We start from the raw sequence: 20,756 nt of genomic DNA, 5'->3' as shown, positions 1-20,756 counted from the left end.
GTGTTTTCGCTCCTGGACCGTCTGGCCTCCGAGCCAGGTCGAGAATCTGCCGCTTACATCGGTTTTCACGCGGCGGGCCGGGAACATGGTTGATCGCCGCAGCGGTGTCAAATAGCGGCGGATTACGACCTGCGATAGGAAAATATGAATATTGCAACCTCCGGAAGAATGAGCTAACCCACCGTTCATCATTCTGACGAGGCTCGACGTAAGGAAACTGGAAGGGATGCCCGAGGCCCAAGCGCGCGCTCATTCGCCCGACCCGGAAAGGCGCGAGCGCCTTGAATATCTTGCCGATCTATTGAGCGAGCTGCAGACGCTCGCCGAGCGCGAAAGGTGCACAAGACTACCGGACCTGATCGCGCAATCCCGTGCCGAAGCAATAGCAGAATCGCTGAAGGGATAAGCTTGTTATGGGCTTTTCAATGCTACGAGACTAAGACCTTGGCGCTCGATCCGCCCAGCCAGATCGAGTTCCAGAAGAGCAATGTGGACGCTTTGCACGGTGATGCCGGTGGCCCGCACGATCGCATCGATCGCAATAGGCGCGGGACCTAGCGCTGCCAGAACGGCTGCCATTTCCTCGGGGCGCCCCGATCCGCGCCGGAGGTCGGGCGGCGACCCAGCTGGCTGCGGGCCGGGCTGACCCGACGCAACCAGCGGCGCGAAACTCGACTCGCCAGAAGGTTTGCAACAAGTCTCGGGACCAACGATCGGCCGCAGGATTTCGACAACTTCGCTTGGTTCGGTGACGAGCGTTGCACCCTGTTTGATCAGACGATTGGTGCCTTCGGCGCGCGGGTCGAGCGGATGGCCGGGTAGCGCAAAGACCTCGCGACCAAGGTCGTTGGCATAGCGCGCCGTCGTCAGCGTCCCCGAACGCAGGGCTGCTTCGACGATAACGACGCCATAGGCGAGCCCGGCGATGATGCGGTTGCGCCGCGGGAAATCCCGTTCGCGCGGATTGAAGCCGGGCGGGCGATCCGTGACCAGACACCCATCCTCACCGATGGAGCGTTGGAGGTCGGCATGTTCGCGCGGGTAGACCCAATCGATCCCTCCGGCAAGAACCGCGATTGTCCCGTACGCAAGCGAGGCCTCATGCGCGGCGCGGTCGATCCCGCGCGCAAGGCCTGACACGACGACGAGGCCAGCTTGTCCCAACTCGCTCGCAAAACGCCGCGTCAACTGCACGCCCGCTGCCGAGCACTGGCGCGATCCAACGATCGCAATGGCCGGTGCGTTCAGAAATTCGCGGCGGCCCTTCACGTAAAGCATCGGCGGTGGCGCATCGCTACGTGCAAGCACGGCAGGATATCCCGGTTCGATCGTGAACAGGGGGACTGCGTCGCAACGACAGGCTTTTTCGAGCTCTTGCTCGGCCTCGGCGCGTGAACTGAGACGGATGGGCCGCCCGGCGCCGCCACGCCGTGAGAGCTCCGGTAGCGCCTCAAGCGCGTTCTGCGCGCCGCCGAAATGGTTGATCAGTTCGCGAAACGTGACCGGCCCGACGTTCTCGGACCGTATGAGTCTCAGACACGCCAGACGCTCCGCATCGGAAAGCGCCGCCGTAGGCAAAGGTGCAGGTCTGAAAAGGTGAGACTGTTCAGGCTTTGGCACCGATCTTAGGCTCCTCGCCTGCCAGAAGCCTGCGGATGTTTCCGCGATGCTTGATAAGGATGATTGCGGCCATCAGCACCGACACGGCGGCAACCTGATTGTAGCCGAGAACCCAGGCACCGATCGGAACAGCGACTGTTGCGACCATCGCCGATAGCGAGGATATCCGGGTTACGGCGGCCACGGCGAGCCAGACAATCGCGAAAATCGCCGCCACTTCCCATGCCATTGCACTCAGCACGCCGAGGAAGGTCGCAACACCCTTCCCGCCTTTAAACTTCAGCCAGACCGGAAAGATATGGCCGAGTAAAGCGCCCAAGCCGGCGATCGCCGCTGCCGTCTGTCCAAAGCAGTAATTCGCGATCAGGACCGCAGCAGCTCCTTTCGCGGCGTCGAGAAGAAGTGTCGCCGCCGCAAGGCCTCTGTGGCCCGTCCGCAGTACGTTCGTTGCACCGATATTGCCGGAGCCGATCTGGCGGACGTCACCGAGGCCCGCGAGATGCGTCAGCAGCAGGCCGAACGGAATAGCCCCCAATAGGTACCCGAGGCCGAATGCAATCAGCAGCTCAGGGGGGGACGATGAGTCCATGCTTCGCGCGATGTCCGTTGTTCGGCCGCTCAGGGAGGGTTCTTACGTGCGTTCGATCCCAGCGTATTCGTAGACCGTTTCGCCGGCAACAACTGTTCGAAGCACGCGGCCTTGCATCTTCGCTTCATCGAACGGCGTGTTTTTCGAGCGCGAGCGCAAAACATCCTTGTTAACGACCCACGGCTCGCCGGGATCGAAAAGCACGAGATCGGCGATGGCGCCCTTCGCGAGCCGTCCGCTGTGCAGACCGAGCAGCCGCGCTGGATTGATGGTCAGTGCCTTGAGCATTGCCGCAAGCGTCACATCACCGGAATGCACGAGACGCAGCGCCGCTGAGAGCAGCGTCTCGAGACCGACAGCCCCATCTGCAGCTTCTGCGAAGGGGCGTCGCTTTGTGTCCGCGTCCTGCGGATCATGACTGGAAACGATAACGTCGACATCGCCGTTGGCCAAGGCCTGAACCATCGCCACACGGTCCTCTTCCCGGCGCAGAGGCGGACGGACCTTGAAGAACGTGCGATAGGAGCCGATGTCGTTTTCGTTCAGCGTCAGGTGATTGATTGACACGCCGCACGTCACCGGAAGCTTTTTCGCTTTCGCGGCCTTCACGACATCAAGGCTATCCTGACAGCTGATGGTCGCTGCATGATAACGCCCGCCCGTCATTTCAACGATACGGACATCGCGTTCGAGGATGATCGTCTCGGCGATCTTTGAGGTTCCCGGAAGCCCGAGGCGGGCGGCAACCTCACCGGAGTTCATCGCGCCGTTACCTGAGAGATAGGGGTCTTCCGTATGATGAACGACGAGGGCGTTGAAGTCCTTGGCGTAGCTCAGCACGTTGCGCATCACGCGCGTATTGACGATGCTGGATTTGCCGTTCGAGAACGCGATGGCTCCGGCGCGCTTCAGGAGGCCGATCTCGGTCATTTCTTCGCCTTTGAGGCCCTTCGTCATTGCAGCCATTGTGTGGACATGGACGAGGGCATTGTCGCGGGCGCGGCGTTGAATGAAATCGACCAACGAGACCTGATCGATCACCGGATTGGTCTCGGGCATGACGACGATCGTCGTGACGCCGCCGGCGGCCGCGGCGTGGCTCGCGGTCTTCAACGTTTCGCGGTGCTCGTATCCGGGTTCGCCGGTAAACACCTGGGCGTCGATCAAGCCAGGGGCGAGGACATGGCCTTTGCAGTCGATGACCGCCGCGCCGTCCGGAGCATTGCGGCGCAGATGTCCGCCTATATCCGCGATAATGCCGTCTTTGACGAGCAATCCGCCAGGTTCGTCGCGATTGGACGCTGGATCGATCAGGCGGGCATTGATGAAGACCGTCGCCTTGCCGACGTTTTTGGGCTTCTCGATGGCTTTGCTCATCAGGCGACGTCCTTGAAGCTCGGCAGATGCGCGGAGAGCGCTTCAAGCACGGCCATACGCACCGCAACGCCCATCTCGACCTGCTCGCGGATGACGCTGCGCGAATGATCGGCGACCGTGGATGCGATCTCGACGCCGCGGTTCATCGGCCCTGGATGCATCACGAGTGCGTCGGGCTTGGCGCGTGCGAGCTTCTCGTGATCGAGCCCGAAGAAATGGAAGAACTCGCGGCTCGACGGAACGTAGGAGGCATCCATCCGCTCGCGCTGCAGACGCAGCATCATCACCACGTCCACGCCGTCGATACCCTTCCACATATCGGTGAAAACCTCGACCCCGAGGCGCTCCGGTGACGAGGGGAGCAGTGTCGAGGGCGCGACCAGACGAACACGGGCGCCAAGCGCATTCAGGACGTCGATGTTCGACCGCGCCACGCGTGAATGCAGGATGTCCCCGCAGATCGCGACGGTAAGTCCGGCGACGCGGCCCTTGGCGCGCCGGATCGTCAGCGCGTCGAGCAGGGCTTGCGTCGGATGCTGGTGCGCGCCGTCGCCCGCGTTGATGACCGAGCAGTCGACCTTTTGCGACAGAAGTTCAACGGCGCCCGCAGCATGATGCCGGACGACGATGATGTCGGGACGCATGGCGTTCAGCGTAACCGCCGTGTCGATCAGAGTTTCGCCCTTCGTGACCGACGAGGTGGCAACGTTCATGTTCATCACGTCGGCGCCGAGGCGCTTGCCGGCCATTTCGAAGGAGGCCTGCGTCCGGGTCGAGGATTCAAAGAAGAGATTGATCAGCGTCCGACCGGCAAGGACATCGCGCTTCTTGCCGTTCTGCCGGATGTGATCGGCAGCCTTGTCGGCAAGATCGAGCACAAAATTGATCTCATTCGCCGACAGCCCTTCGCAGGTCAGCAAATGTCGGCGCGGAAAAACCTTCAGCGCATTCGAGTTTGGTTTGGATGTCATTAAAGCGGTTTCTATAGGCGGAGTCTGGGGCGCCCGCAAGCGCGGTCAGTCGACGTAGTCGGAATCCCTTAACGGTAGGTGGATGCTTTCCGGGGAGAAGACCCCGGCGAGCCTCTTCAGCGCTGTCGACCGAGGCGGTCAAGGGCGCCCTGCAGGATAATCGTGGCTGCGAGCTTGTCGATAACCTCGCCTCGGCGTTTACGGCTTTGGTCGGCATCGATCAGCATGCGCTCGGCCTCGACTGTCGTCAGGCGCTCGTCCCAAAGCAGAATTGGAAGCGGGCTGAGCTTGTTAAGATTGCGCGCCAGAGCCCGCGTCGCCTGAGCGCGCGGGCCCTCTGTTCCGTCGAGATTGCGCGGCAGACCCAGCACCAAGCCCGCGACACCATGCGCGTCGGCGAGTGCCAGGAGTCTGGCGGCGTCGACACTGAACTTCGTCCGCCTGATCGTTTCGAGCGCCGAGGCGATCGTCCGCGTGACGTCCGAGAGTGCGAGCCCGAGCGTCTTCGTGCCGCCGTCGATGCCAATCAGGCGGCCGGAGGAAGCCGCGGCTGCAATAAATTCTTGTGGGTCTTCCGTGGTGCGCCCGGGCGTTGCCGGGGAAGCGGACTGGCTCATGAAGGTCGCCATATGCTCCGAATTTAAGCTCGCCTAGGCAGTAGCAGCGCCGCAAGCCCATGGACACTGCAAAAGCGGAGGAAAACAAGGCTCTTAGCCCCGTCCGTGGCGTCTCCGCGCAAGAACGTGCCGGCCCGGTTGCCTCGGAGGCACCGGGACGGGTAAGAGAGCAGCGAAGAACCTTCTCCGAGCTTTTCGAAGGAATCCCAAATGCAGGTCGACGAAGCGACCGTTCGCCGAATCGCGCGCCTCGCCAGGATCAGGATCAGCGATGCTGAGGCCAAGGGTCTGGAAAAAGAACTTTCCGGTATTCTCGATTGGGTAAAGCAACTCGACGAGGTCGATACGTCAGCCGTCGAGCCGATGACGCGGGTCGTCGCTCAGAAGCTGACGATGCGGGACGATGTCGTGACCGATGGAGACATTGCCGACGCGGTAACGGCGAATGCGCCGCTCGCGGAAGACCATTACTTCGTCGTGCCGAAGATCGTGGAGTAGGGAGATGCTCCGCATCCTGCTTCTCGCGGCATGCTTGTGCGTCGTCTCGGTGGCGGGGGAGTGCGCCGAGTCGAATGTGGATGGCGCATTCATCGGCGACGGTACCTATTCGCCGACGACCGGATGCAAGAAGCTCAAGGACATCGAGAGCGGCAAGGCGGCGCCCAACATCTCGACCTATCCGCTGAAATTGACGCGGCAAGGGACCAGAAGTTGGGAAGGCAGCTGCAGCTTCGAGTCCATCCGCGAGACGGCGCCGAACACTTTCGAAGCAAAGATGCAATGCTCCGAGGGTGCCGAGGAATACGAGGAGACGGTGACATTCACCCGGCTCGATGCCAATCGCATCAAGGTCGCAAGCGGAGACGAGGCGCTCGTCTATGAGCGCTGCAAAGGATTGAAAGGGACTGTTGACCGGTGACGGATCTTACCAAGCTGACGATGGCCGAGGCCCGTGACGGCCTCAAGAAAAAGTCCTTTTCTGCGCTTGAGCTGACGGATGCATTCCTTTCAGCAATCGATGCGGCGAACCCGGCGCTTAACGCCTACGTGCTGCAGACTCCCGAGCATGCGCGTGCACAGGCGAAGGAAAGCGACAAGCGGATTGCCGCCGGTCAGGCGCGCCCCCTCGAAGGGCTTCCGATCGGCAACAAGGACCTCTTCTGCACGAATGGCATCCGCACGACGGCGTGCTCGAAGATCCTCGACGATTTCAAGCCGCCATATGAATCGACGGTCGGACAAAATCTCTGGGATGCCGGCGCCGTCATGCTCGGTAAACTCAATAACGACGAGTTCGCGATGGGCTCGTCGAACGAGACGAGTGCCTTCGGCAACGTCGTGAGCCCATGGCGCCGCAAAGGTGCGGATGGCAAGCTCTCGGAAGATAAGCTCGTTCCTGGCGGCTCGTCCGGTGGCTCGTCTGCCGCCGTTGCGGCCGATCTTTGCCTTGCCGCGACAGCAACCGATACGGGCGGCTCGATCCGCCAGCCCGCCGCGCTGACAGGTACCGTCGGTATGAAGCCCACATACGGACGCTGCTCGCGCTGGGGCATTGTCGCGTTCGCCTCGTCGCTCGATCAGGCCGGTCCGATCGCCAAGACAGTCCGCGACGCGGCAATCATGCTGAAAACGATGGCGAGTCACGATTCGAAGGACACGACATCGGTCGATGCACCGGTTCCTGACTACGAAGCCGCGGTCGGCAAAGGCGTCAAGGGATTGCGCGTCGGCGTGCCAAAGGAATATCGCGTCGAGGGCATGTCGCCCGAAATTCAGAAACTATGGGATGAAGGCATCGCGTGGCTGAAGGCCGCCGGAGCGACGATCCATGAGATTTCTTTGCCGCACACGAAATACGCGCTGCCTGCATATTACATCGTCGCACCGGCCGAATGCTCTTCGAACCTCGCACGCTACGATGGCATGCGTTACGGTCTCCGCATCAACGGCGATAATCTGACGGACACCTACGAAAAAACGCGCGCTGCCGGGTTCGGCAAAGAAGTTCGCCGCCGCATCCTGATCGGCACCTATGTGCTGTCCGCCGGATATTACGACGCTTATTATCTCAAGGCTCAGAAGGTGCGCACCCTGATCAAGCGCGACTTCGACCAAGCTTGGGACAAGGTCGATGTAGTGCTGACGCCGACGACGCCGTCGCCCGCATTCGCGTTTGGAGAAAAGACCGGCGATCCGTTGGCGATGTATCTCGAGGATATCTTCACGGTCACGGTGAACATGGCCGGTCTGCCCGGCATGTCGGTTCCGGCTGGGCTGTCCTCTCAAGGTACGCCGCTCGGTCTGCAGCTCATCGGCAAGCCGTTCGACGAGGAGACGCTGTTCCGGACGGCTCAAGTGATTGAAGATGCGGCAGGCCGGTTTGCCGTGCCGGCCAAGTGGTGGACGAAGGGTTAGAGACGATGGATCCGAAACGGCCGTGGGAATGCGCCGACATGTCCCAAGTGCGTAGCGAGATCGACCGCATCGATGCGGCGCTCGTCGATCTCATTGCCGAGCGGTACGGATATGTCGATCGCGCCTGGCAGCTGAAAATGACGACGCAGGAAGGCGCCGTCGTTCAGTGGCGCATCCAACAGGTCATCGATCGCGTCAAGGCGCGGGCGGCTGACAAGAACATGCCGCCGGAAATGATCGATATGGTCGGCGCTCAATGGCGCAACATGATCGGCTGGTTCGTCCAGTTCGAAGAAGAGAAGCTTCGGCAGGCGCAGGAAGCCGCCAAAGCAAAAAGCGGAGATAACGGCAGTGCCTGACTTCGAACAGACCGTACCGTTGGTCGAGGTTCTGCTTTACGGAATTCTCAATCCGGCGACGATTGTCGTCGCGTTCATGATGGGCCAACGAGCTGACGACAAGAGCAAGCTGATGATCGCAGCCTTTGCCGGCGCGGTTGCCGGTGTCGCCGTGCTCTACGTGGCGACCTTCTTCCGATTATGGGATGCGCCGACGCTTGGGCGCTCGGTTGTGGGTGTTTTCATCATCTCGCTTGTTGCCGGCTTCGTCTATGCGGGCGCAGGTTACCTGATGAAGCGCAAACCCGATTAGAAATTGTCTCGCAGGCCGTTGATCGCGATGGCGCTGCGTGAGACTGGAGACGACGGATGAGTTCTCAGAAAGTCGCTGTGAAATCCAAACCGAACAACCTTATCGCGGGCGCCACCGGCGATTGGGAAGTCATCATCGGCATGGAGGTTCACGCTCAGGTCGCTTCGAACGCGAAGCTGTTTTCCGGCGCTTCGACAGCATTCGGCGCTGAGCCGAACAGCCATGTCTCGCTGGTCGATGCGGCGATGCCGGGAATGCTCCCCGTCATCAACAAGGAGTGCGTCGCGCAGGCGATCCGCACCGGTCTCGGTCTCAAGGCTGAGATCAATTTGAAGAGCGTCTTCGATCGCAAGAACTACTTTTATCCGGATCTGCCGCAGGGCTATCAGATCTCGCAGTATAAACAACCCGTGGTCGGCGAAGGCGAGGTCGAGATCGACGCCGACGGCGAAACAATGAGGGTCGGCATCGAGCGCTTGCACCTCGAACAGGATGCAGGAAAATCGCTGCACGACCAGCACCCGGATTATTCCTACGTCGACCTCAATCGCTCGGGCGTCGCGCTGATGGAGATCGTCTCGAAACCCGATCTCAGATCGTCGAAGCAGGCTCAGGCCTACGTCACGAAACTGCGCAGCATCCTCCGTTACCTCGGTACCTGCGATGGCGACATGGAGAAAGGCAACCTGCGCGCTGACGTCAACGTGTCGGTCCGCAAGCCTGGCGATAAGCTCGGCACGCGATGCGAAATCAAAAACGTCAACTCAATTCGTTTCATCGGGCAGGCGATCGAAGCGGAAGCCCGCCGCCAGATCGATATCATCGAGGATGGCGGCACCATCGATCAGGAAACGCGGCTGTTCGATTCCGCAAAGGGCGAAACGCGCTCGATGCGCTCGAAGGAAGAAGCGCACGACTATCGCTACTTCCCTGATCCCGACCTGTTGCCGCTCGAACTGACGCAGGATTACGTAGAAGGTCTCAAATCGGAGTTGCCGGAGCTTCCTGATGAAAAGCGCGCGCGCTTCATGAAAGCATTCGGTTTATCGGCCTACGACGCCGACGTGCTCGTGGCCGAGCGCTCGTCGGCCGATTACTTCGAGAGCGTCGCCAACGGCCGTGACGGCAAGCTCGCGGCGAACTGGGTCATCAACGAGCTCTTCGGCCGCCTGAACAAGGAAGGCAAGGACATCGAGACTTGCCCCATGTCGGCTCAGCAGCTCGGCGCCATCGTCGATCTCATTTCATCGAATGCAATTTCGGGAAAGATCGCAAAGGATCTTTTCGAGATCGTCTGGATGGAAGGCGGAGACCCTGCCGAGATCGTCGACAAGCGCGGCATGAAGCAGGTGACCGATACCGGCGCCATCGAAAAGGCGGTCGACGCGATCATCGCTTCCAATCCCGACAAGGTCGAGCAGGCGAAAGCTAAGCCTTCGATGCTTGGATGGTTCGTCGGTCAGGTCATGAAGGCAACAGGCGGCAAAGCCAATCCTGCGGCGGTCAATGAGATCCTGAAGGCCAAGCTCGGGATCTAACGCTCACCCGGCAAGGAGCCGCGTGCTCAGGCGGGAAATCCCGCCACCTGCCGTTGCCTGCGTTCCTGAAGGCCGACCCTGACGACGTGCAGAATTCCAAAGCATGCGAGCAGGATAAAACCGCCTGGAATGATTGCGGCTACTGCATAAAGCAATTTTGTCGTTGTCATTGGCCTCTCCTTTGGAGGCAGCAATTGTAATGCGACAAAACATAGCACCGAGTGTTTGCGATCCCGCTCACGCGGATACGCGAAATGCGAAATGAAAATTTGCCGGCTGCTAATCTCGGTAAACGGAACGCTAACGTCCAAAACGGTTGTTGGGCGTTAGAGTGCCTTGACGATCAACGGCATTCCGCCCTTCGGCCTGAGTGTCACGCGGCTGATGGGTTCGGGCACGTGACGGCCATCCCATTCGAAACGGGCGCTTTGCAATAAAGTTGCAAGAATTGCGGTTGCTTCGATCAGCGCGAAAGACGAGCCGACGCAGATGCGCGGACCGTAGCCGAATGGCATGAATTGCGTGCGCGGATATTTCGCTTCGTTTTCCGGCAGAAACCGGTCCGGATCGAAGCGGTCCGGATCGTCCCACAGACGGCGGTGGCGATGCAGCACGAAAATCGGAATGACGATGAGAGATCCCCTCGACACATGTGTGCCCGCGAGGTCGGTGTCCTCCTTCGCCAGCCGCGTCATGACCGGCGCCGGAGGGTAGAGGCGCAGAGCTTCTTTCAGGACGCGCAATGTCAGAGGCAAGCGCTCGATGGTGCCCGGTCCGACGCGTTGAGAGGAAAGGATCGCATGCTGCACCTCATGTCGCAGGCGATCCTGCCATTGAGGCGAGCGCGCGAGCAGATAAAGGGTCCAGGTCAAAGCCTTGGCGGTCGTCTCGTGGCCCGCAAATAGAAACGTCGTCAGATTGTCGACGATCGCTGTGTCCGACATCTGCTCTCCGGTCGTCGGATGGCGAGCGGCGATCATGCGCGCCACGAGATCGCCATTGGGGCCGCGCGCCTTGCGACATTGTGCGAGCAGGTGCTGTACGATCGCACGAACCTCCCGGGCGGAGGATCGCATGTTAGCTTTGCCTGGATGCCACATCGTTGCGGGCAAATGCAGAATCGCAGCCGCAACCTCCCATGAAATACGATCGAGATAGATGCGCGCCGAACGTTTGACCGCACCGGCCTCGTTCTCGTCGATCCCCGCCAGCACCGTGCGCGCGATGACGGAAAACGTCGTTTCCGTCATCGCTTCTTCGACATCGGTCGTAAATTTTTGGCCGCGCGGCTTCCATGTCTCCAGAAGCTGCTCGGCGGCCTCGACCATAGTCGGCACGTAGCTCAGCAGCTCGGCATAGCGAAACATTGGGCTCGCGATTTTTCGCTGCCAGCGCCAACTGTCGCCTTCGGCCGTCAGGATGCCATTACCCAGCATGGGCGTCAGCACGCGGCGGTCGAGAGGCGTCTTCGGAAATCGCTCGACGTCTCTGAGAAGGATGCGCTCGATAAGCTCAGGATCGGTGACCCACGTGACGAGCGGACGTTTCTTGCCGTACGCGACGATGGGCTCGCTATAGACAGACCGCGGCAACGCTTGCAGCGGATTTCGGATAAAGCGCGCAAAGAAGCGCGGCAATGACAGCGCTCGGTCGGGCGGCTGCACCGTCGGGGGATAGAACGTCTCGGAAGTCGGTAATGCGTTCACTTGGCGTGCGCCAACTAAGCCATGGCGTTATGGCCATTTCAATCGGTCAGGCACAGCCGGGTCTAAGGCGGAGCCTGACCAGATCCAGATATTCAAGTGGTTCCGCTGTTAGGCGGAAGCCTTCGTGGCGCGCGCTTTCCCGGCAAGCTTCTTCAGACGCTTCCTGACACCTGCGGTATTGCCCTGGATTCGCGACTGTGCCGGTCGCGGGATGGTGCGGCCAGCCTTCTTTTTCTGCTTCTGGATGTTCTTGAGAGACGTCTTTGACATGGATGGGCCTCGGCCGTAGCTGGTTTGCGAAAGCGCCGGTGTCGGCGCAACATCGAACCGCTCCTCTACGGGATCGGCTTTATGGACGCAAGCTCCCGCTGTACCGTTGTTCGCAACAGGCGGTCGCCACGTTTCATCCGAGTAAATAGTTCAGCCCGAAATAGGTGGGCGCAATAACACCTGCAGCCCAAATGAACGCCGATGACACGTTCGCGAGTTGAAACTGCCACTGCGGCACTGCGTACATGCCGGCGACGACCGGAATGATGGCTCGCACGGGTCCGAAAAAGTGGCCAAGGAAGACGCCGATTGCGCCCCACCTTTGGAAAAAGGCTTGGCCTCGATCGACCATTGCGGGGTTACGACTGAACGGCCAGAGTTCCCGGATGCCGTCTTTATAATAGAACCCGATCCAATACGAAGCTGCGTAGCCTAGCGAACCGCCGACGCCAGCCCAAACGATAGCCGGACCGAGAATGCTCATCTCGACGCCGCTCCTGGCGAGAAGCGCCGATATGCCGATCAAAATTGCGGTTCCTGGCCAGAGGATCGAGAGAAAGCAAAAGCTTTCGAGAAATGCGACAAGGAATGCAACAGGTCCTGTCCAACCTTCGTTGGCCCGAACGAACGCAACGATGGTATCGACGAAATCCTGAACGTTCATGAAAATGCTTTCGCGTTGAAGCGGGTGAGGTGCGGATATTGGTGTTTTATCGTGCGCCGCCTCGGCCACATAGGGGACCGAAATGTTTCTTCAAGGATCGGAGCTCTAGCGACAGCGCCGTGCGATTTCGCTCGCAAGCTCGTGCGACACCTCCCGCGAGAGCATCGCACCGCGCGCCACTTGTGCCGACGTGAGCCCGACATAAGCGCCGCCGCTGAGAGATGAAGGACCACGGTCAGCTTCTTCCTTGGCGCGGGCAAGCTCTTCACACGACAGATCCTTTCGCATCTTGCTGTAGGCCATGAGGCGAACGCCGGAAGCATATTCGTGAGGTCCGGCTGGCTGCTTCATCCAGGCGCGCGTTTTATCCGTCATGTAGGAATCGTAGACCATTTTACGCTGGCTGATGCAGACGTTGCTGTCGTCGACGCACTTCAAGCCCCGCTGCTGGCCGAATGCCGGATCCGGGGCACCGGCACAGCCTGCAAGTTCGATACATGAAACGAGGGCCGCAAGCAGCCGAAGGTTTCTGAAATCGGACAAGGGAGGTTGGAAAATTTTCAAAGCAAATTCCAGATTATCGTTTCGAACGGCCGTAGAAAGTCAGCATGGCAGACTCGTGGCGAATACGCCATGAAGCGGCGAATTGCCAGTTGGCGCCGGAGGAGATTCGCCTGCAGGCTGCCACCGACCGAAGATCCTGCACAAAAGGAGCCACGATATGGCGTATGCGGTGCGAGTTCACGCCTATGGCGGGCCTGAGGTCTTGACATACGAGGATGTCGAAGTTGGCCCGCCGGGGCCAGGCGAGGTTTTGCTCAAGCAACACGCCGTTGGAGTCAACTTCATCGATATCTACCAACGTGATGGGCTCTACAAGTTGCCGAGCCTGCCGGCGATTCTCGGCTCCGAGGGAGCGGGCGAGGTGATCGCGGTCGGCCCCAAGGTCGAAGACTTCAAGGTCGGGGACAGAGCCGCTTATGGAAGCGTTCCGGGAGCTTATGCCGAGGTCAGGCGCGTTCCGGCAGACAAGCTCATTAAGCTCCCGGACGGCATCTCCTACGATGCAGCCGCCGCGATGATGCTCCAGGGTATGACGGCCCGGTATCTGCTGCGCGAAACTTACAAGGTCGGCCCTGAAACGATCATGCTATTTCATGCCGCGGCGGGTGGGGTTGGATTGATCGTTTGCCAGTGGGCTCGAGCGCTTGGAGCGACGATCATCGGGACGGTGAGCACAGACGAGAAAGCTGAACTCGCAAGGTCTTACGGCTGCACGCACACGATCAATACCAAGCGCGAGGATTTCGTCGCGCGCGTCAGCGAGCTGACGAATGGCGCAGGCTGCGACGTCGTCTATGATTCCGTCGGCAAGGACACATTTCCGAAATCGCTCGATTGTCTGAAACCGAAGGGGCTGTGGGTCTCATTCGGCAACTCGTCGGGTCCTGTTCCTCCTTTCGAGCTAACGGCCCTGAAGGGTTCGCTTTTCGCCACGCGCCCGTCGCTTTTTGCCTATACCGCGAAGCGGGAGGATCTTGAGCAGAACGCGGCAGAGTTGTTCGCAATGGTGTTGGCAGGGAAAATAAAGATAGCGGTCAACCATCGTTACGCTTTGAGAGCAGCGGACAAAGCCCATCGCGATCTTGCCGCGCGCCGCACGGCTGGGTCCATCATTCTCGTTCCATAAGGACGGACATGCAGGACGACGGACTGGACGAGACGATCACGCTTTACTTCTGGTCGACGCCGAACGGATACAAAATTTCGATCATGCTCGAAGAGCTGGGTGCGCCGTATCGCGCCGAGTTCATAGATATCAATAAAGGCGAGCAGTTCGCGCCAGAGTTCCTCGCCGTCTCGCCGAATAACCGTATCCCGGCCATCGTCGATCCGGATGGCCCGGATGGGCAACCGCTGTCGCTTTTTGAATCCGGCGCCATTCTCCAATACCTCGGCCGCAAGTTCGGTGCGTTTTACCCCTCAAGCGAACGCGCCAAGGCCGAGATAGATCAGTGGGTATTCTGGCACGTCGGCGGGCTCGGTCCCATGGCAGGGCAATGCGAGCATTTCCGGTACTCAGCGCCTGAAAAGATCCCTTATGCAATCAATCGCTACACGAAAGAGGTGGAGCGTCTCTTCGGCATCCTCGAAAAGCGTCTGCAAGGTCGCCAATATATTGCAGGTGCGTATTCGATTGCCGATATCGCGAATTTTACGTGGACACGTGTCTGGCCCGAGCTAGGCCAGGACATTCGAAAATTTCCGAACATCGAAGGTTGGCTCTCGCGCATCGCGGAACGCCCCTCAGTCGCAAGAGGATTGGCGTTGAGGAAGCCTCAGGTTTCGCGCAACAAGCAAGCGTAAAAAAACTTACTCGTGCCCGCTCAGACGCTCAGGGTCGATTGTGCGGCCAGTGACGCGCTGGAATGCCATCGCACTGAGGACCTTGTTCGACTGCACGTAGCGCGTTGCATCCGACGGTGCCTCCGCCGGCGCGGCCAGGGCGCTGGCCTCTGCGGCAGTCAAGTCCGAAAGCCCAATATAGGACGGCCGGGAACCACTATCCTGAGCACAGCCCGCAAACGCCAGAAAACTCGCAAGCGCAAGCGTACGGCAAACGAATGTCTGCTTCATATCCCTCGTCCGGAACATGCCATCCCGGACCTCCGAACCCCCTCGGCGAAGACGTTTCACGTCAACGCGATCATGGTTACCAAACAGAGGCTGAACCCCGGCTGAATGTCTCGCCGCCCCGCGTGACGGAGGACCCGCCTCATCGGCGGATTCAAAACATGGTTAGCCAAAGATAGCAACCGCCGTTAAGGGCTCGTAACCGCGTGCCGCATTTCGGACGAAATGTGCCGTTTTTCGCCGAATTTTGTCCGCGATGAAACGAAGTTTCCCTAAGTATTACAGCAATTTTGCGGAGCTTTTTACGAGATTTCATCCATCCGCTGCAATTCTGATTGCGCGCCGCGAAGGCGAGATGTCGACAAGGCTCGATGCCATCGCAAACCCTCGCCAGCGTTGTGGCGCTCATTGGAGAGAACTAAAATGTCGCGTATGGACATGTCCTCGCGTGAGATTGGGGAATACGCAGCTCAAGGCGGTCACCATGACGCGCTCTTTGAACTCGGCCTCAGCTTTTGCACGGGACGCGACGGGACGATCGATCTCGTCGAAGCTCACAAGTGGTTCAATATCTCGGCGCTGCGTGGCAATGGCGAAGCCAAGCGGTATCGGCTTGAACTCGCTCGGGATATGAGCAAGACTGAAATCATCAGGGCGCAAAAACTCGCGCGCGAGTGGCTCTCCTCGGTCCACTGAGCGGGCAGCGTGCTGCGGGCGGTTGCTCGTAGCGGCAGCGGATTCTCAGCAGTTCGAGAAGAACGAGGAGAGGCACTTCCACGACGTCTTCGCTGCAGATCCGACTGCGGAGCCTGCTTTTTCGAGAGCGGTGCCGGCCGACTTCGCTGCATTACCCGCGGTCTTTTGCGTCTCAGCGAGGCTCGCGGAAACCGGGCTCTTTTCAACCATCTCCTGCACGGTCTTCGGCGGTGAGTCGCCCGCAGCTTGCGGGGGCGGCTGCTCATGGCCGTGTTCTTGGCCGGTTACCGGCGCTACGCCGTTGGGAGATACCTCGGGAGCGCTCGTGCTCGCGTCCCGTTGCGGTGCGCCACCGAAGGGCCCGTCAATACGCACAGGAGTTGTGAACTCTTTCCGCTCTCCTTGACACGGAGAAACGCTGCTGCGGTCAATGGCACAGCTTGCGTGCGGACCGACTTTCGCCAGTGTCGTAATGCAGAAGAGCTTCGTGACCGTATCGGCCGGAGCTGAGCCGTTGACGACACAATCGTAGCTCGCATCCGGGCCAGTGCACTTGACGCAAATCTCCGCTGCCCCCGCCGTGCCGGACAACAGCACAAGCGATGCGACGTAGAGACATGATTTCATCGCGATCGTCACCGCGGCCCCCATCCCGCTGAGAGACACATTGATTTCAGGACACTAGGACGACTTTGCGGCGGCGAATAGGGCAACGTTGGCCTGGACGGGAAAGGTCCTGGAAACAAGGGGCCTGTTGCTTGCATTGCGGCGGGCTCGCCTCTATAGGGTTCCGACCCGCTGATTTGGGGAGACGTGGCCGAGTGGCTGAAGGCAACGGTTTGCTAAATCGTCATACGCTTTAAAGGCGTATCGAGGGTTCGAATCCCTCCGTCTCCGCCAGTTCTACCCAGCCGAACATTCTCCGCTCCCCAGTTCGCCCCCAAAATTCCCAGGAAACGCGGGCTTAAGCAGCTGACCTCTGAACTGCGGTTGCCGCGCGTCGGCTGAATTTGGCTCTCTCTCCGCCGTTTTTCTCCGGACCTGTGGACTGCGGCCCATTCGGTACGGCGATGGAAATGTAAGCCGCTCAATGCTTTAACCTTTCCCTTCGCTCTACGCTGTTCGATAGACGGCCGCAGCAGCGAAAGAGACTGAGTTCCAACCACGCGTTGCGACGCGTTTCGCTACCATTCCTTTCTGTTCGCAATGACCGCATCCGCACTTGGGGGGCTCGACGCCGCGCGGTGGCCGTTGGCGGCGGCATGAGAAAGGCCGGCTGAGACCTCCGAGTTTTCGTTGTCTTCCGCAGCGCAATCGACGATTTATCCTCGCAAGGGGTGGAAATCGTGATGCACAATTTTGAGGACATAAAACCTGGAGCCCGCCTGCGCGGCCTTGATCCAGCCGGGATAGCGGAGGTCGTCCAGGTATCGCGTTTTGGCCCAGACGCTCTCAATCTCGTTTTCCGCGTGGGCGGCCGAGTGGGCGAGCGCCTCGTCTACCGGGGAGAGGAGAGCGGATTCGAGCTTCTTGAGTCCGGCCGCGCCTATGCGTTCGATGCCGACGGCGGCCTGCTTCGGCTGAGGCCGCCTTCAACAAGACCGCGGCGGCCGTCGATGCCGCCGGTGCCGCAACCGACCGCGAGACGCAGCGTCTTCAGCGCCTGGCGCAGGCGGCGCGGCAGGCGGCCAGCGCGGATGAGGCGCAGCGCAAGTTCAACGCGGTGTTGGGAGTCGGCCCATCGGGCGCCGGTTCGGCACGTGACTCGGCCAGAGTCTTCGAGGACGCGGCACGAGCGAGCGAAGACCTCGCACGGCGAACACAAGCGCTACGGGCGCAGATTGATCCGCTGGGTGCGGCGCAGGCGAAACTCAATACCGAGATCGCCGAGGCCAATGCTCTCGTCAAGGCGGGCGCGATTTCGGCTGGGGAGCAGGCGGCCGCTCATCAGCTGGCGCCCACGCGCTTCGACGCCACCGCGAAGGCGTTGAAGGGCGTCGGCGACGGCGCGCGCCTTGCAAACTATCAGATCCTCAACCTCGGCTATCAGATCAACGACGTGGTCGTGGGCCTGGCAAGCGGACAACGCCCGCTCACGATCCTGGCCCAGCAGGGCACCCAGATCGCGCAGATTTTTGCGGGCTCGGGCCTCGGTGTCGGCGGTGTCCTCAAGGAACTCGGCCGCGTCGTTGCCGGGCTCATCTCGCCGACAGTGGCGCTCGTCGCCGGTCTCGCCGCCGTGGGCGGGACCGCGCTCTATGCGTACAACAGCACGATTACGGCGCAGAAGGAACTGCAGGTTGCGACCGCGGGCATCGGTCGTGCCGCAGGGGCCACCGTCGACCAACTCAACCGGATTGCGGACAGCGCCGTAACGGCGGGGCGGGTTTCGGTTGCGGCAGCGCGCGACATGGAGGTGGCGTTTCTCCGCTCGGGGCGGATCGGCATCGATCAATTCGGCGATCTGATTGTCGCGGCGAAGAACTACGCCGCGGCCACCGGCCAGGACCTTGAGACGGCCACCAAGGAGCTCACTGAGGCCTTCGCCGATCCGGGCAAGGGCGTCGATCTCTTGAACGCCAAGGTCGGCGGCTATGACGACCGGACGCGGCTCCTCATCAAGACGCTCGCGGCGCAGAACGATCTGACGGGCGCCCAGAAACGGCTCTTCGATGGTCTTGCGCCATCGCTGATCGATGCGGCTGAGACGACGACCGCCCTTGGCCGTGCCTGGGATTTTGTGGCGCGCACTGCATCCAACGCCGTGGATGCCCTCGGCCGCGCGATCGATGAGGCGACCGATCCGACGCTGCACCAGCAGCTCGAGGACTTGCGATCGAGGTGAAGGCGCATGCGCAAGGTACGCCGAATGTGCGGCTGTCGCTGTTCCTGCCCATGCCGCGGCCGATTGAAGCCGGCGACACGTTCGCCATCACCGCCGGCTGCGACAAGCGCTTTGAGACCTGCCGCAACCGCTTCGCCAACGTCATCAACTTTGGCGGCTTTCCGCACATGCCGGGCAACGACTTTGCCCTGGGCTACGTCAAGCAGGGCGACAACAACAGCGGCGGCTCGCTCAATGGTTTGCGAAAGCCCGCCTCAATGCCGTGCGCCGGCCAATCTATCGCGTGCAGCCCGCCAACGTTCGGCCGATCCATCTCGAAGTGACCGGCGCACTCTCAATGAATGAAGCCTGATCTTTTTCGCCCGCGGGCGGCGGCGCGTCCGGTGCTGTCGTCTGCGGCGCGAACCGGCTCATGCGCCCTGCCGCGAATGCGGCGCTTATCTTTGGAGGTTCTCATGCTCAAGGGGTGGAAGACGCTCGCCTTCAACGCGGCCCTTGCCGTGCTCGGTGTGCTTCAGGCGGCGGACTGGGTCGATCTGCTCGGCTCGGAAAAGGCGGGCATCGCCGTCACGGTAATCGGCATCATCGGTGCGGTCCTCCGCTTCCTGACCGACACGCCGGCGATGAAGAGCAGCTGGCCGTTGCGCCCGGATAAAAGATGAGTCACTTCCGCTAATGAGCGCTGCTTCTAACTCCTGAGTCCGATGTGCTTCTGGTCAATCCGGACCGGCGCAAAGCCGACGAGCCAGCACGATCATTGCCTCGGTATCTCGCTTGCAATAGGCGCGCAGCGCAGCATCGATAGCGGCTCGTCTTTGAACAGTCGTGCCAGGGTCTGTGGCTTCCATGTAGGCGCTTTGGGCTTCGCTGCCGTCCTTCACGTCCAGGCCGGCGTAGTCCAGATCGGCCGCAATCGTCGGCAGTACGGCTTTGATCGACCAGCTGCCCCGTTGATCGCGATGATACCAGTGTGCTCGCGCGACTGGCAGCAGGTCGACCACGCGTGCAGCGATGCCGCGAAGCTCACTGGCGAGATCAGGAAAAGCCTCGGCGAGTTCGAGGATGCAGCGCTTCTCGAAGCTGGCATTATATCCAATGACCGCGCCCGTTGCCGGGATCATCGCAACTAGCGCTTCGGCGCATGGCCGACGGGGATCCGTGCCATCCAAGTTCAGGAATTCCCGGTGTCCGATCTCCCCGTCGGCGGTCTCAACATGCGCCGAGAATTGAAAGGGAATCTGTTGGTAGGGTCGTGTCCCGATCCAGCGCGGCACGGCAAAAGCGATCGTTTCGAAGTCGAGCCAGTTGCGCGGGAATTGCCAATCGGCCACATCCCGACGCGCGCCGGTGACGTCATGATAAGCTTCACCGGATACGGTGGCTTGATGGACACGTTTGTGAACTGGGCTGGTTAGATCGTCGGCATTCACCGCCAGCAGGTCGTCGATGCCTTGCTCGAGCCAACGTTTGCCGCCCCCGTGGGGCAAGAACCGTTACCGGCCATTCCGGTCCGGGCGGGAGACCAGAATGGCAATGCTGAGCGAATTCACATGCAAATGGAGTTTCGCACTGCGGCCCCGGCGCAATGTCCGGCTCTGGGCCGGCCAGCGTGGTCCGAGCCGCGGCGACAACATCGCTGCGCTCGGCGACAATCGGTTTGACCTCGGTCAATAGCTCTGCATCCGCGAACAGGCCGTCGAAGACGCCAGCCCGCTCAAGCACAAAACCGCTATCGATATGCCGAATGGCTGCGCTGCTGATCAGCACGCCAGCCTGACGCGCGACCCATATCTGCGTTGCAAGGTCTCCGACGTGATAGTCCTTCACCGCTGTCGTGCTCTTCACCTCCGCCATACGCCAACCACCGATGTCGTCCGGCTCAGGCACGTCAATGCGCACCAGGACGCCATCGGACTGCCGCGTTGCCTCGAATATCGGTCGGCGCTCGCCGCTATCGAGCAAGGCGGACGTTGCGGCCAGCGCCGCCGACAGGTCCGGAACAGCCTCGACCATTACGCCATCCGGCAGCAGGGCGCAGGCAATGGCTCAGACCTCGTGGCCGGCGGCCAGTCGGGCGTTTGTGGCCTCGTCCCGCTCGGCGAGTTCCGGACGGTGAACCGACAGCCATAGCCTTTTAGGGCACTGCTCGAACGCGGTGATCTT

General features: G+C 60.8%; 26 protein-coding genes and 1 tRNA gene. 14 read left to right on the top strand and 13 right to left on the bottom strand.

Translation table 11 applies throughout. From position 1 onward, the window contains the following. Positions 1 to 411: 411 nt before the first annotated feature. From dprA to ruvX, 5 genes are all read right to left on the bottom strand, one after another. Positions 412 to 1,620: a DNA-processing protein DprA gene (dprA, locus tag HYPDE_RS11965; protein WP_015598728.1), complete on the bottom strand. Its 1,209-nt coding sequence runs from the start codon at positions 1,618 to 1,620 to the stop codon at positions 412 to 414. Further along, positions 1,607 to 2,209 (bottom strand): glycerol-3-phosphate 1-O-acyltransferase PlsY, encoded by a 603-nt coding sequence (gene plsY / locus HYPDE_RS11960; RefSeq protein ID WP_015598727.1) that lies wholly within the window; start codon positions 2,207 to 2,209, stop codon positions 1,607 to 1,609. The genes dprA and plsY overlap by 14 nt, the downstream gene beginning before the upstream one ends. Positions 2,210 to 2,251: 42 nt before the next feature. Then, entirely contained in the window at positions 2,252 to 3,586 is a 1,335-nt protein-coding gene (locus HYPDE_RS11955) for a dihydroorotase (RefSeq protein ID WP_015598726.1), read from the bottom strand. After that, complete coding sequence (locus HYPDE_RS11950; RefSeq protein WP_015598725.1) at positions 3,586 to 4,557, bottom strand: aspartate carbamoyltransferase catalytic subunit; 972 nt, start codon at positions 4,555 to 4,557, stop codon at positions 3,586 to 3,588. Before HYPDE_RS11950 ends, HYPDE_RS11955 begins: the two co-directional genes overlap by 1 nt. Before the next feature lie 116 nt (positions 4,558 to 4,673). Continuing rightward, positions 4,674 to 5,174 carry a Holliday junction resolvase RuvX gene (gene ruvX, locus HYPDE_RS11945; protein WP_041321235.1) on the bottom strand — a complete coding sequence of 167 codons (501 nt, stop codon included), beginning with the start codon at positions 5,172 to 5,174 and terminating at the stop codon, positions 4,674 to 4,676. Positions 5,175 to 5,384: 210 nt separating this feature from the next. Between ruvX and gatC the strand changes: the two genes are divergently transcribed. The 6 genes from gatC to gatB are packed head-to-tail and all read left to right on the top strand — an operon-like array spanning position 5,385 to position 9,778. Then, positions 5,385 to 5,672, top strand: coding sequence for an Asp-tRNA(Asn)/Glu-tRNA(Gln) amidotransferase subunit GatC (gene gatC, locus HYPDE_RS11940; RefSeq protein WP_015598723.1), 288 nt, complete (start codon positions 5,385 to 5,387; stop codon positions 5,670 to 5,672). Between the two features lie 4 nt (positions 5,673 to 5,676). Beyond that, on the top strand, positions 5,677 to 6,093 hold the full coding sequence (locus tag HYPDE_RS11935; protein WP_015598722.1) for a hypothetical protein: 417 nt from the start codon (positions 5,677 to 5,679) through the stop codon (positions 6,091 to 6,093). Next, the gene (gene gatA / locus HYPDE_RS11930) at positions 6,090 to 7,589 is read left to right on the top strand and encodes an Asp-tRNA(Asn)/Glu-tRNA(Gln) amidotransferase subunit GatA (RefSeq protein WP_015598721.1); all 1,500 of its coding nucleotides are present in this window, start codon (positions 6,090 to 6,092) and stop codon (positions 7,587 to 7,589) included. The genes HYPDE_RS11935 and gatA overlap by 4 nt, the downstream gene beginning before the upstream one ends. Before the next feature lie 38 nt (positions 7,590 to 7,627). After that, complete coding sequence (locus tag HYPDE_RS11925) at positions 7,628 to 7,948, top strand: chorismate mutase (protein ID WP_244437621.1); 321 nt, start codon at positions 7,628 to 7,630, stop codon at positions 7,946 to 7,948. Further along, positions 7,941 to 8,240: a hypothetical protein gene (locus tag HYPDE_RS11920; RefSeq protein ID WP_015598719.1), complete on the top strand. Its 300-nt coding sequence runs from the start codon at positions 7,941 to 7,943 to the stop codon at positions 8,238 to 8,240. The genes HYPDE_RS11925 and HYPDE_RS11920 overlap by 8 nt, the downstream gene beginning before the upstream one ends. A 56-nt stretch (positions 8,241 to 8,296) precedes the next feature. Then, positions 8,297 to 9,778: an Asp-tRNA(Asn)/Glu-tRNA(Gln) amidotransferase subunit GatB gene (gatB, locus tag HYPDE_RS11915; RefSeq protein WP_015598718.1), complete on the top strand. Its 1,482-nt coding sequence runs from the start codon at positions 8,297 to 8,299 to the stop codon at positions 9,776 to 9,778. A 26-nt stretch (positions 9,779 to 9,804) separates the two neighbouring features. Here the strand turns inward: gatB and HYPDE_RS19385 are convergent, their stop codons facing one another. From HYPDE_RS19385 to HYPDE_RS11900, 5 genes are all read right to left on the bottom strand, one after another. After that, on the bottom strand, positions 9,805 to 9,948 hold the full coding sequence (locus HYPDE_RS19385) for a hypothetical protein (protein ID WP_015598717.1): 144 nt from the start codon (positions 9,946 to 9,948) through the stop codon (positions 9,805 to 9,807). Positions 9,949 to 10,104: 156 nt separating this feature from the next. Further along, positions 10,105 to 11,484 carry a cytochrome P450 gene (locus HYPDE_RS11910; RefSeq protein WP_015598716.1) on the bottom strand — a complete coding sequence of 460 codons (1,380 nt, stop codon included), beginning with the start codon at positions 11,482 to 11,484 and terminating at the stop codon, positions 10,105 to 10,107. Positions 11,485 to 11,592: 108 nt separating this feature from the next. Then, positions 11,593 to 11,754 carry a hypothetical protein gene (locus tag HYPDE_RS19380; protein WP_015598715.1) on the bottom strand — a complete coding sequence of 54 codons (162 nt, stop codon included), beginning with the start codon at positions 11,752 to 11,754 and terminating at the stop codon, positions 11,593 to 11,595. Positions 11,755 to 11,887: 133 nt separating this feature from the next. After that, on the bottom strand, positions 11,888 to 12,418 hold the full coding sequence (locus tag HYPDE_RS11905) for a DedA family protein (protein WP_041321230.1): 531 nt from the start codon (positions 12,416 to 12,418) through the stop codon (positions 11,888 to 11,890). 105 nt (positions 12,419 to 12,523) lie between these two features. Then, positions 12,524 to 12,961, bottom strand: a complete 438-nt coding sequence (locus HYPDE_RS11900; protein WP_015598713.1) for a hypothetical protein — start codon at positions 12,959 to 12,961, stop codon at positions 12,524 to 12,526. Between the two features lie 178 nt (positions 12,962 to 13,139). On the opposite strand from HYPDE_RS11900, the gene HYPDE_RS11895 reads away from it, so the two are divergent. Beyond that, complete coding sequence (locus HYPDE_RS11895; RefSeq protein ID WP_041320450.1) at positions 13,140 to 14,108, top strand: quinone oxidoreductase family protein; 969 nt, start codon at positions 13,140 to 13,142, stop codon at positions 14,106 to 14,108. An 8-nt stretch (positions 14,109 to 14,116) separates the two neighbouring features. Next, positions 14,117 to 14,785 carry a glutathione S-transferase N-terminal domain-containing protein gene (locus HYPDE_RS11890; RefSeq protein ID WP_015598711.1) on the top strand — a complete coding sequence of 223 codons (669 nt, stop codon included), beginning with the start codon at positions 14,117 to 14,119 and terminating at the stop codon, positions 14,783 to 14,785. Between the two features lie 6 nt (positions 14,786 to 14,791). On the opposite strand, the gene HYPDE_RS11885 is transcribed toward HYPDE_RS11890, so the two are convergent. Next, complete coding sequence (locus tag HYPDE_RS11885) at positions 14,792 to 15,055, bottom strand: hypothetical protein (RefSeq protein ID WP_244437619.1); 264 nt, start codon at positions 15,053 to 15,055, stop codon at positions 14,792 to 14,794. 420 nt (positions 15,056 to 15,475) lie between these two features. On the opposite strand from HYPDE_RS11885, the gene HYPDE_RS11880 reads away from it, so the two are divergent. Further along, entirely contained in the window at positions 15,476 to 15,748 is a 273-nt protein-coding gene (locus tag HYPDE_RS11880; RefSeq protein ID WP_244437618.1) for a sel1 repeat family protein, read from the top strand. 45 nt (positions 15,749 to 15,793) lie between these two features. Here HYPDE_RS11880 and HYPDE_RS11875 read toward each other — a convergent pair whose 3' ends face one another. Further along, positions 15,794 to 16,387 (bottom strand): hypothetical protein, encoded by a 594-nt coding sequence (locus HYPDE_RS11875; RefSeq protein ID WP_144061261.1) that lies wholly within the window; start codon positions 16,385 to 16,387, stop codon positions 15,794 to 15,796. 168 nt (positions 16,388 to 16,555) lie between these two features. On the opposite strand from HYPDE_RS11875, the gene HYPDE_RS11870 reads away from it, so the two are divergent. From HYPDE_RS11870 to HYPDE_RS19160, 4 genes are all read left to right on the top strand, one after another. Continuing rightward, positions 16,556 to 16,648, top strand: a tRNA-Ser gene (locus HYPDE_RS11870). Between the two features lie 823 nt (positions 16,649 to 17,471). Next, a complete protein-coding gene (locus HYPDE_RS11865; RefSeq protein WP_187290829.1) occupies positions 17,472 to 18,593 on the top strand; it encodes a phage tail length tape measure family protein in 1,122 nt (373 codons plus the stop codon). Next, complete coding sequence (locus tag HYPDE_RS11860) at positions 18,590 to 18,916, top strand: phage BR0599 family protein (RefSeq protein ID WP_015598706.1); 327 nt, start codon at positions 18,590 to 18,592, stop codon at positions 18,914 to 18,916. Before HYPDE_RS11865 ends, HYPDE_RS11860 begins: the two co-directional genes overlap by 4 nt. A 132-nt stretch (positions 18,917 to 19,048) precedes the next feature. Further along, positions 19,049 to 19,255: a hypothetical protein gene (locus tag HYPDE_RS19160; RefSeq protein ID WP_144061260.1), complete on the top strand. Its 207-nt coding sequence runs from the start codon at positions 19,049 to 19,051 to the stop codon at positions 19,253 to 19,255. Between the two features lie 54 nt (positions 19,256 to 19,309). Here the strand turns inward: HYPDE_RS19160 and HYPDE_RS19465 are convergent, their stop codons facing one another. Continuing rightward, positions 19,310 to 20,080: a DUF2779 domain-containing protein gene (locus HYPDE_RS19465; protein WP_015598704.1), complete on the bottom strand. Its 771-nt coding sequence runs from the start codon at positions 20,078 to 20,080 to the stop codon at positions 19,310 to 19,312. A gap of 325 nt (positions 20,081 to 20,405) precedes the next feature. Between HYPDE_RS19465 and HYPDE_RS19460 the strand changes: the two genes are divergently transcribed. After that, positions 20,406 to 20,723: a hypothetical protein gene (locus HYPDE_RS19460; protein WP_201764372.1), complete on the top strand. Its 318-nt coding sequence runs from the start codon at positions 20,406 to 20,408 to the stop codon at positions 20,721 to 20,723. Positions 20,724 to 20,756 lie beyond the last annotated feature (33 nt).

The organism is Hyphomicrobium denitrificans 1NES1 (assembly GCF_000230975.2).
GTDB classification, from domain to species: domain Bacteria; phylum Pseudomonadota; class Alphaproteobacteria; order Rhizobiales; family Hyphomicrobiaceae; genus Hyphomicrobium_B; species Hyphomicrobium_B denitrificans_A.
The sequence above is the reverse complement of the archived record's forward strand: the minus strand, read 5'-3'. Positions and strand labels throughout refer to the sequence as shown.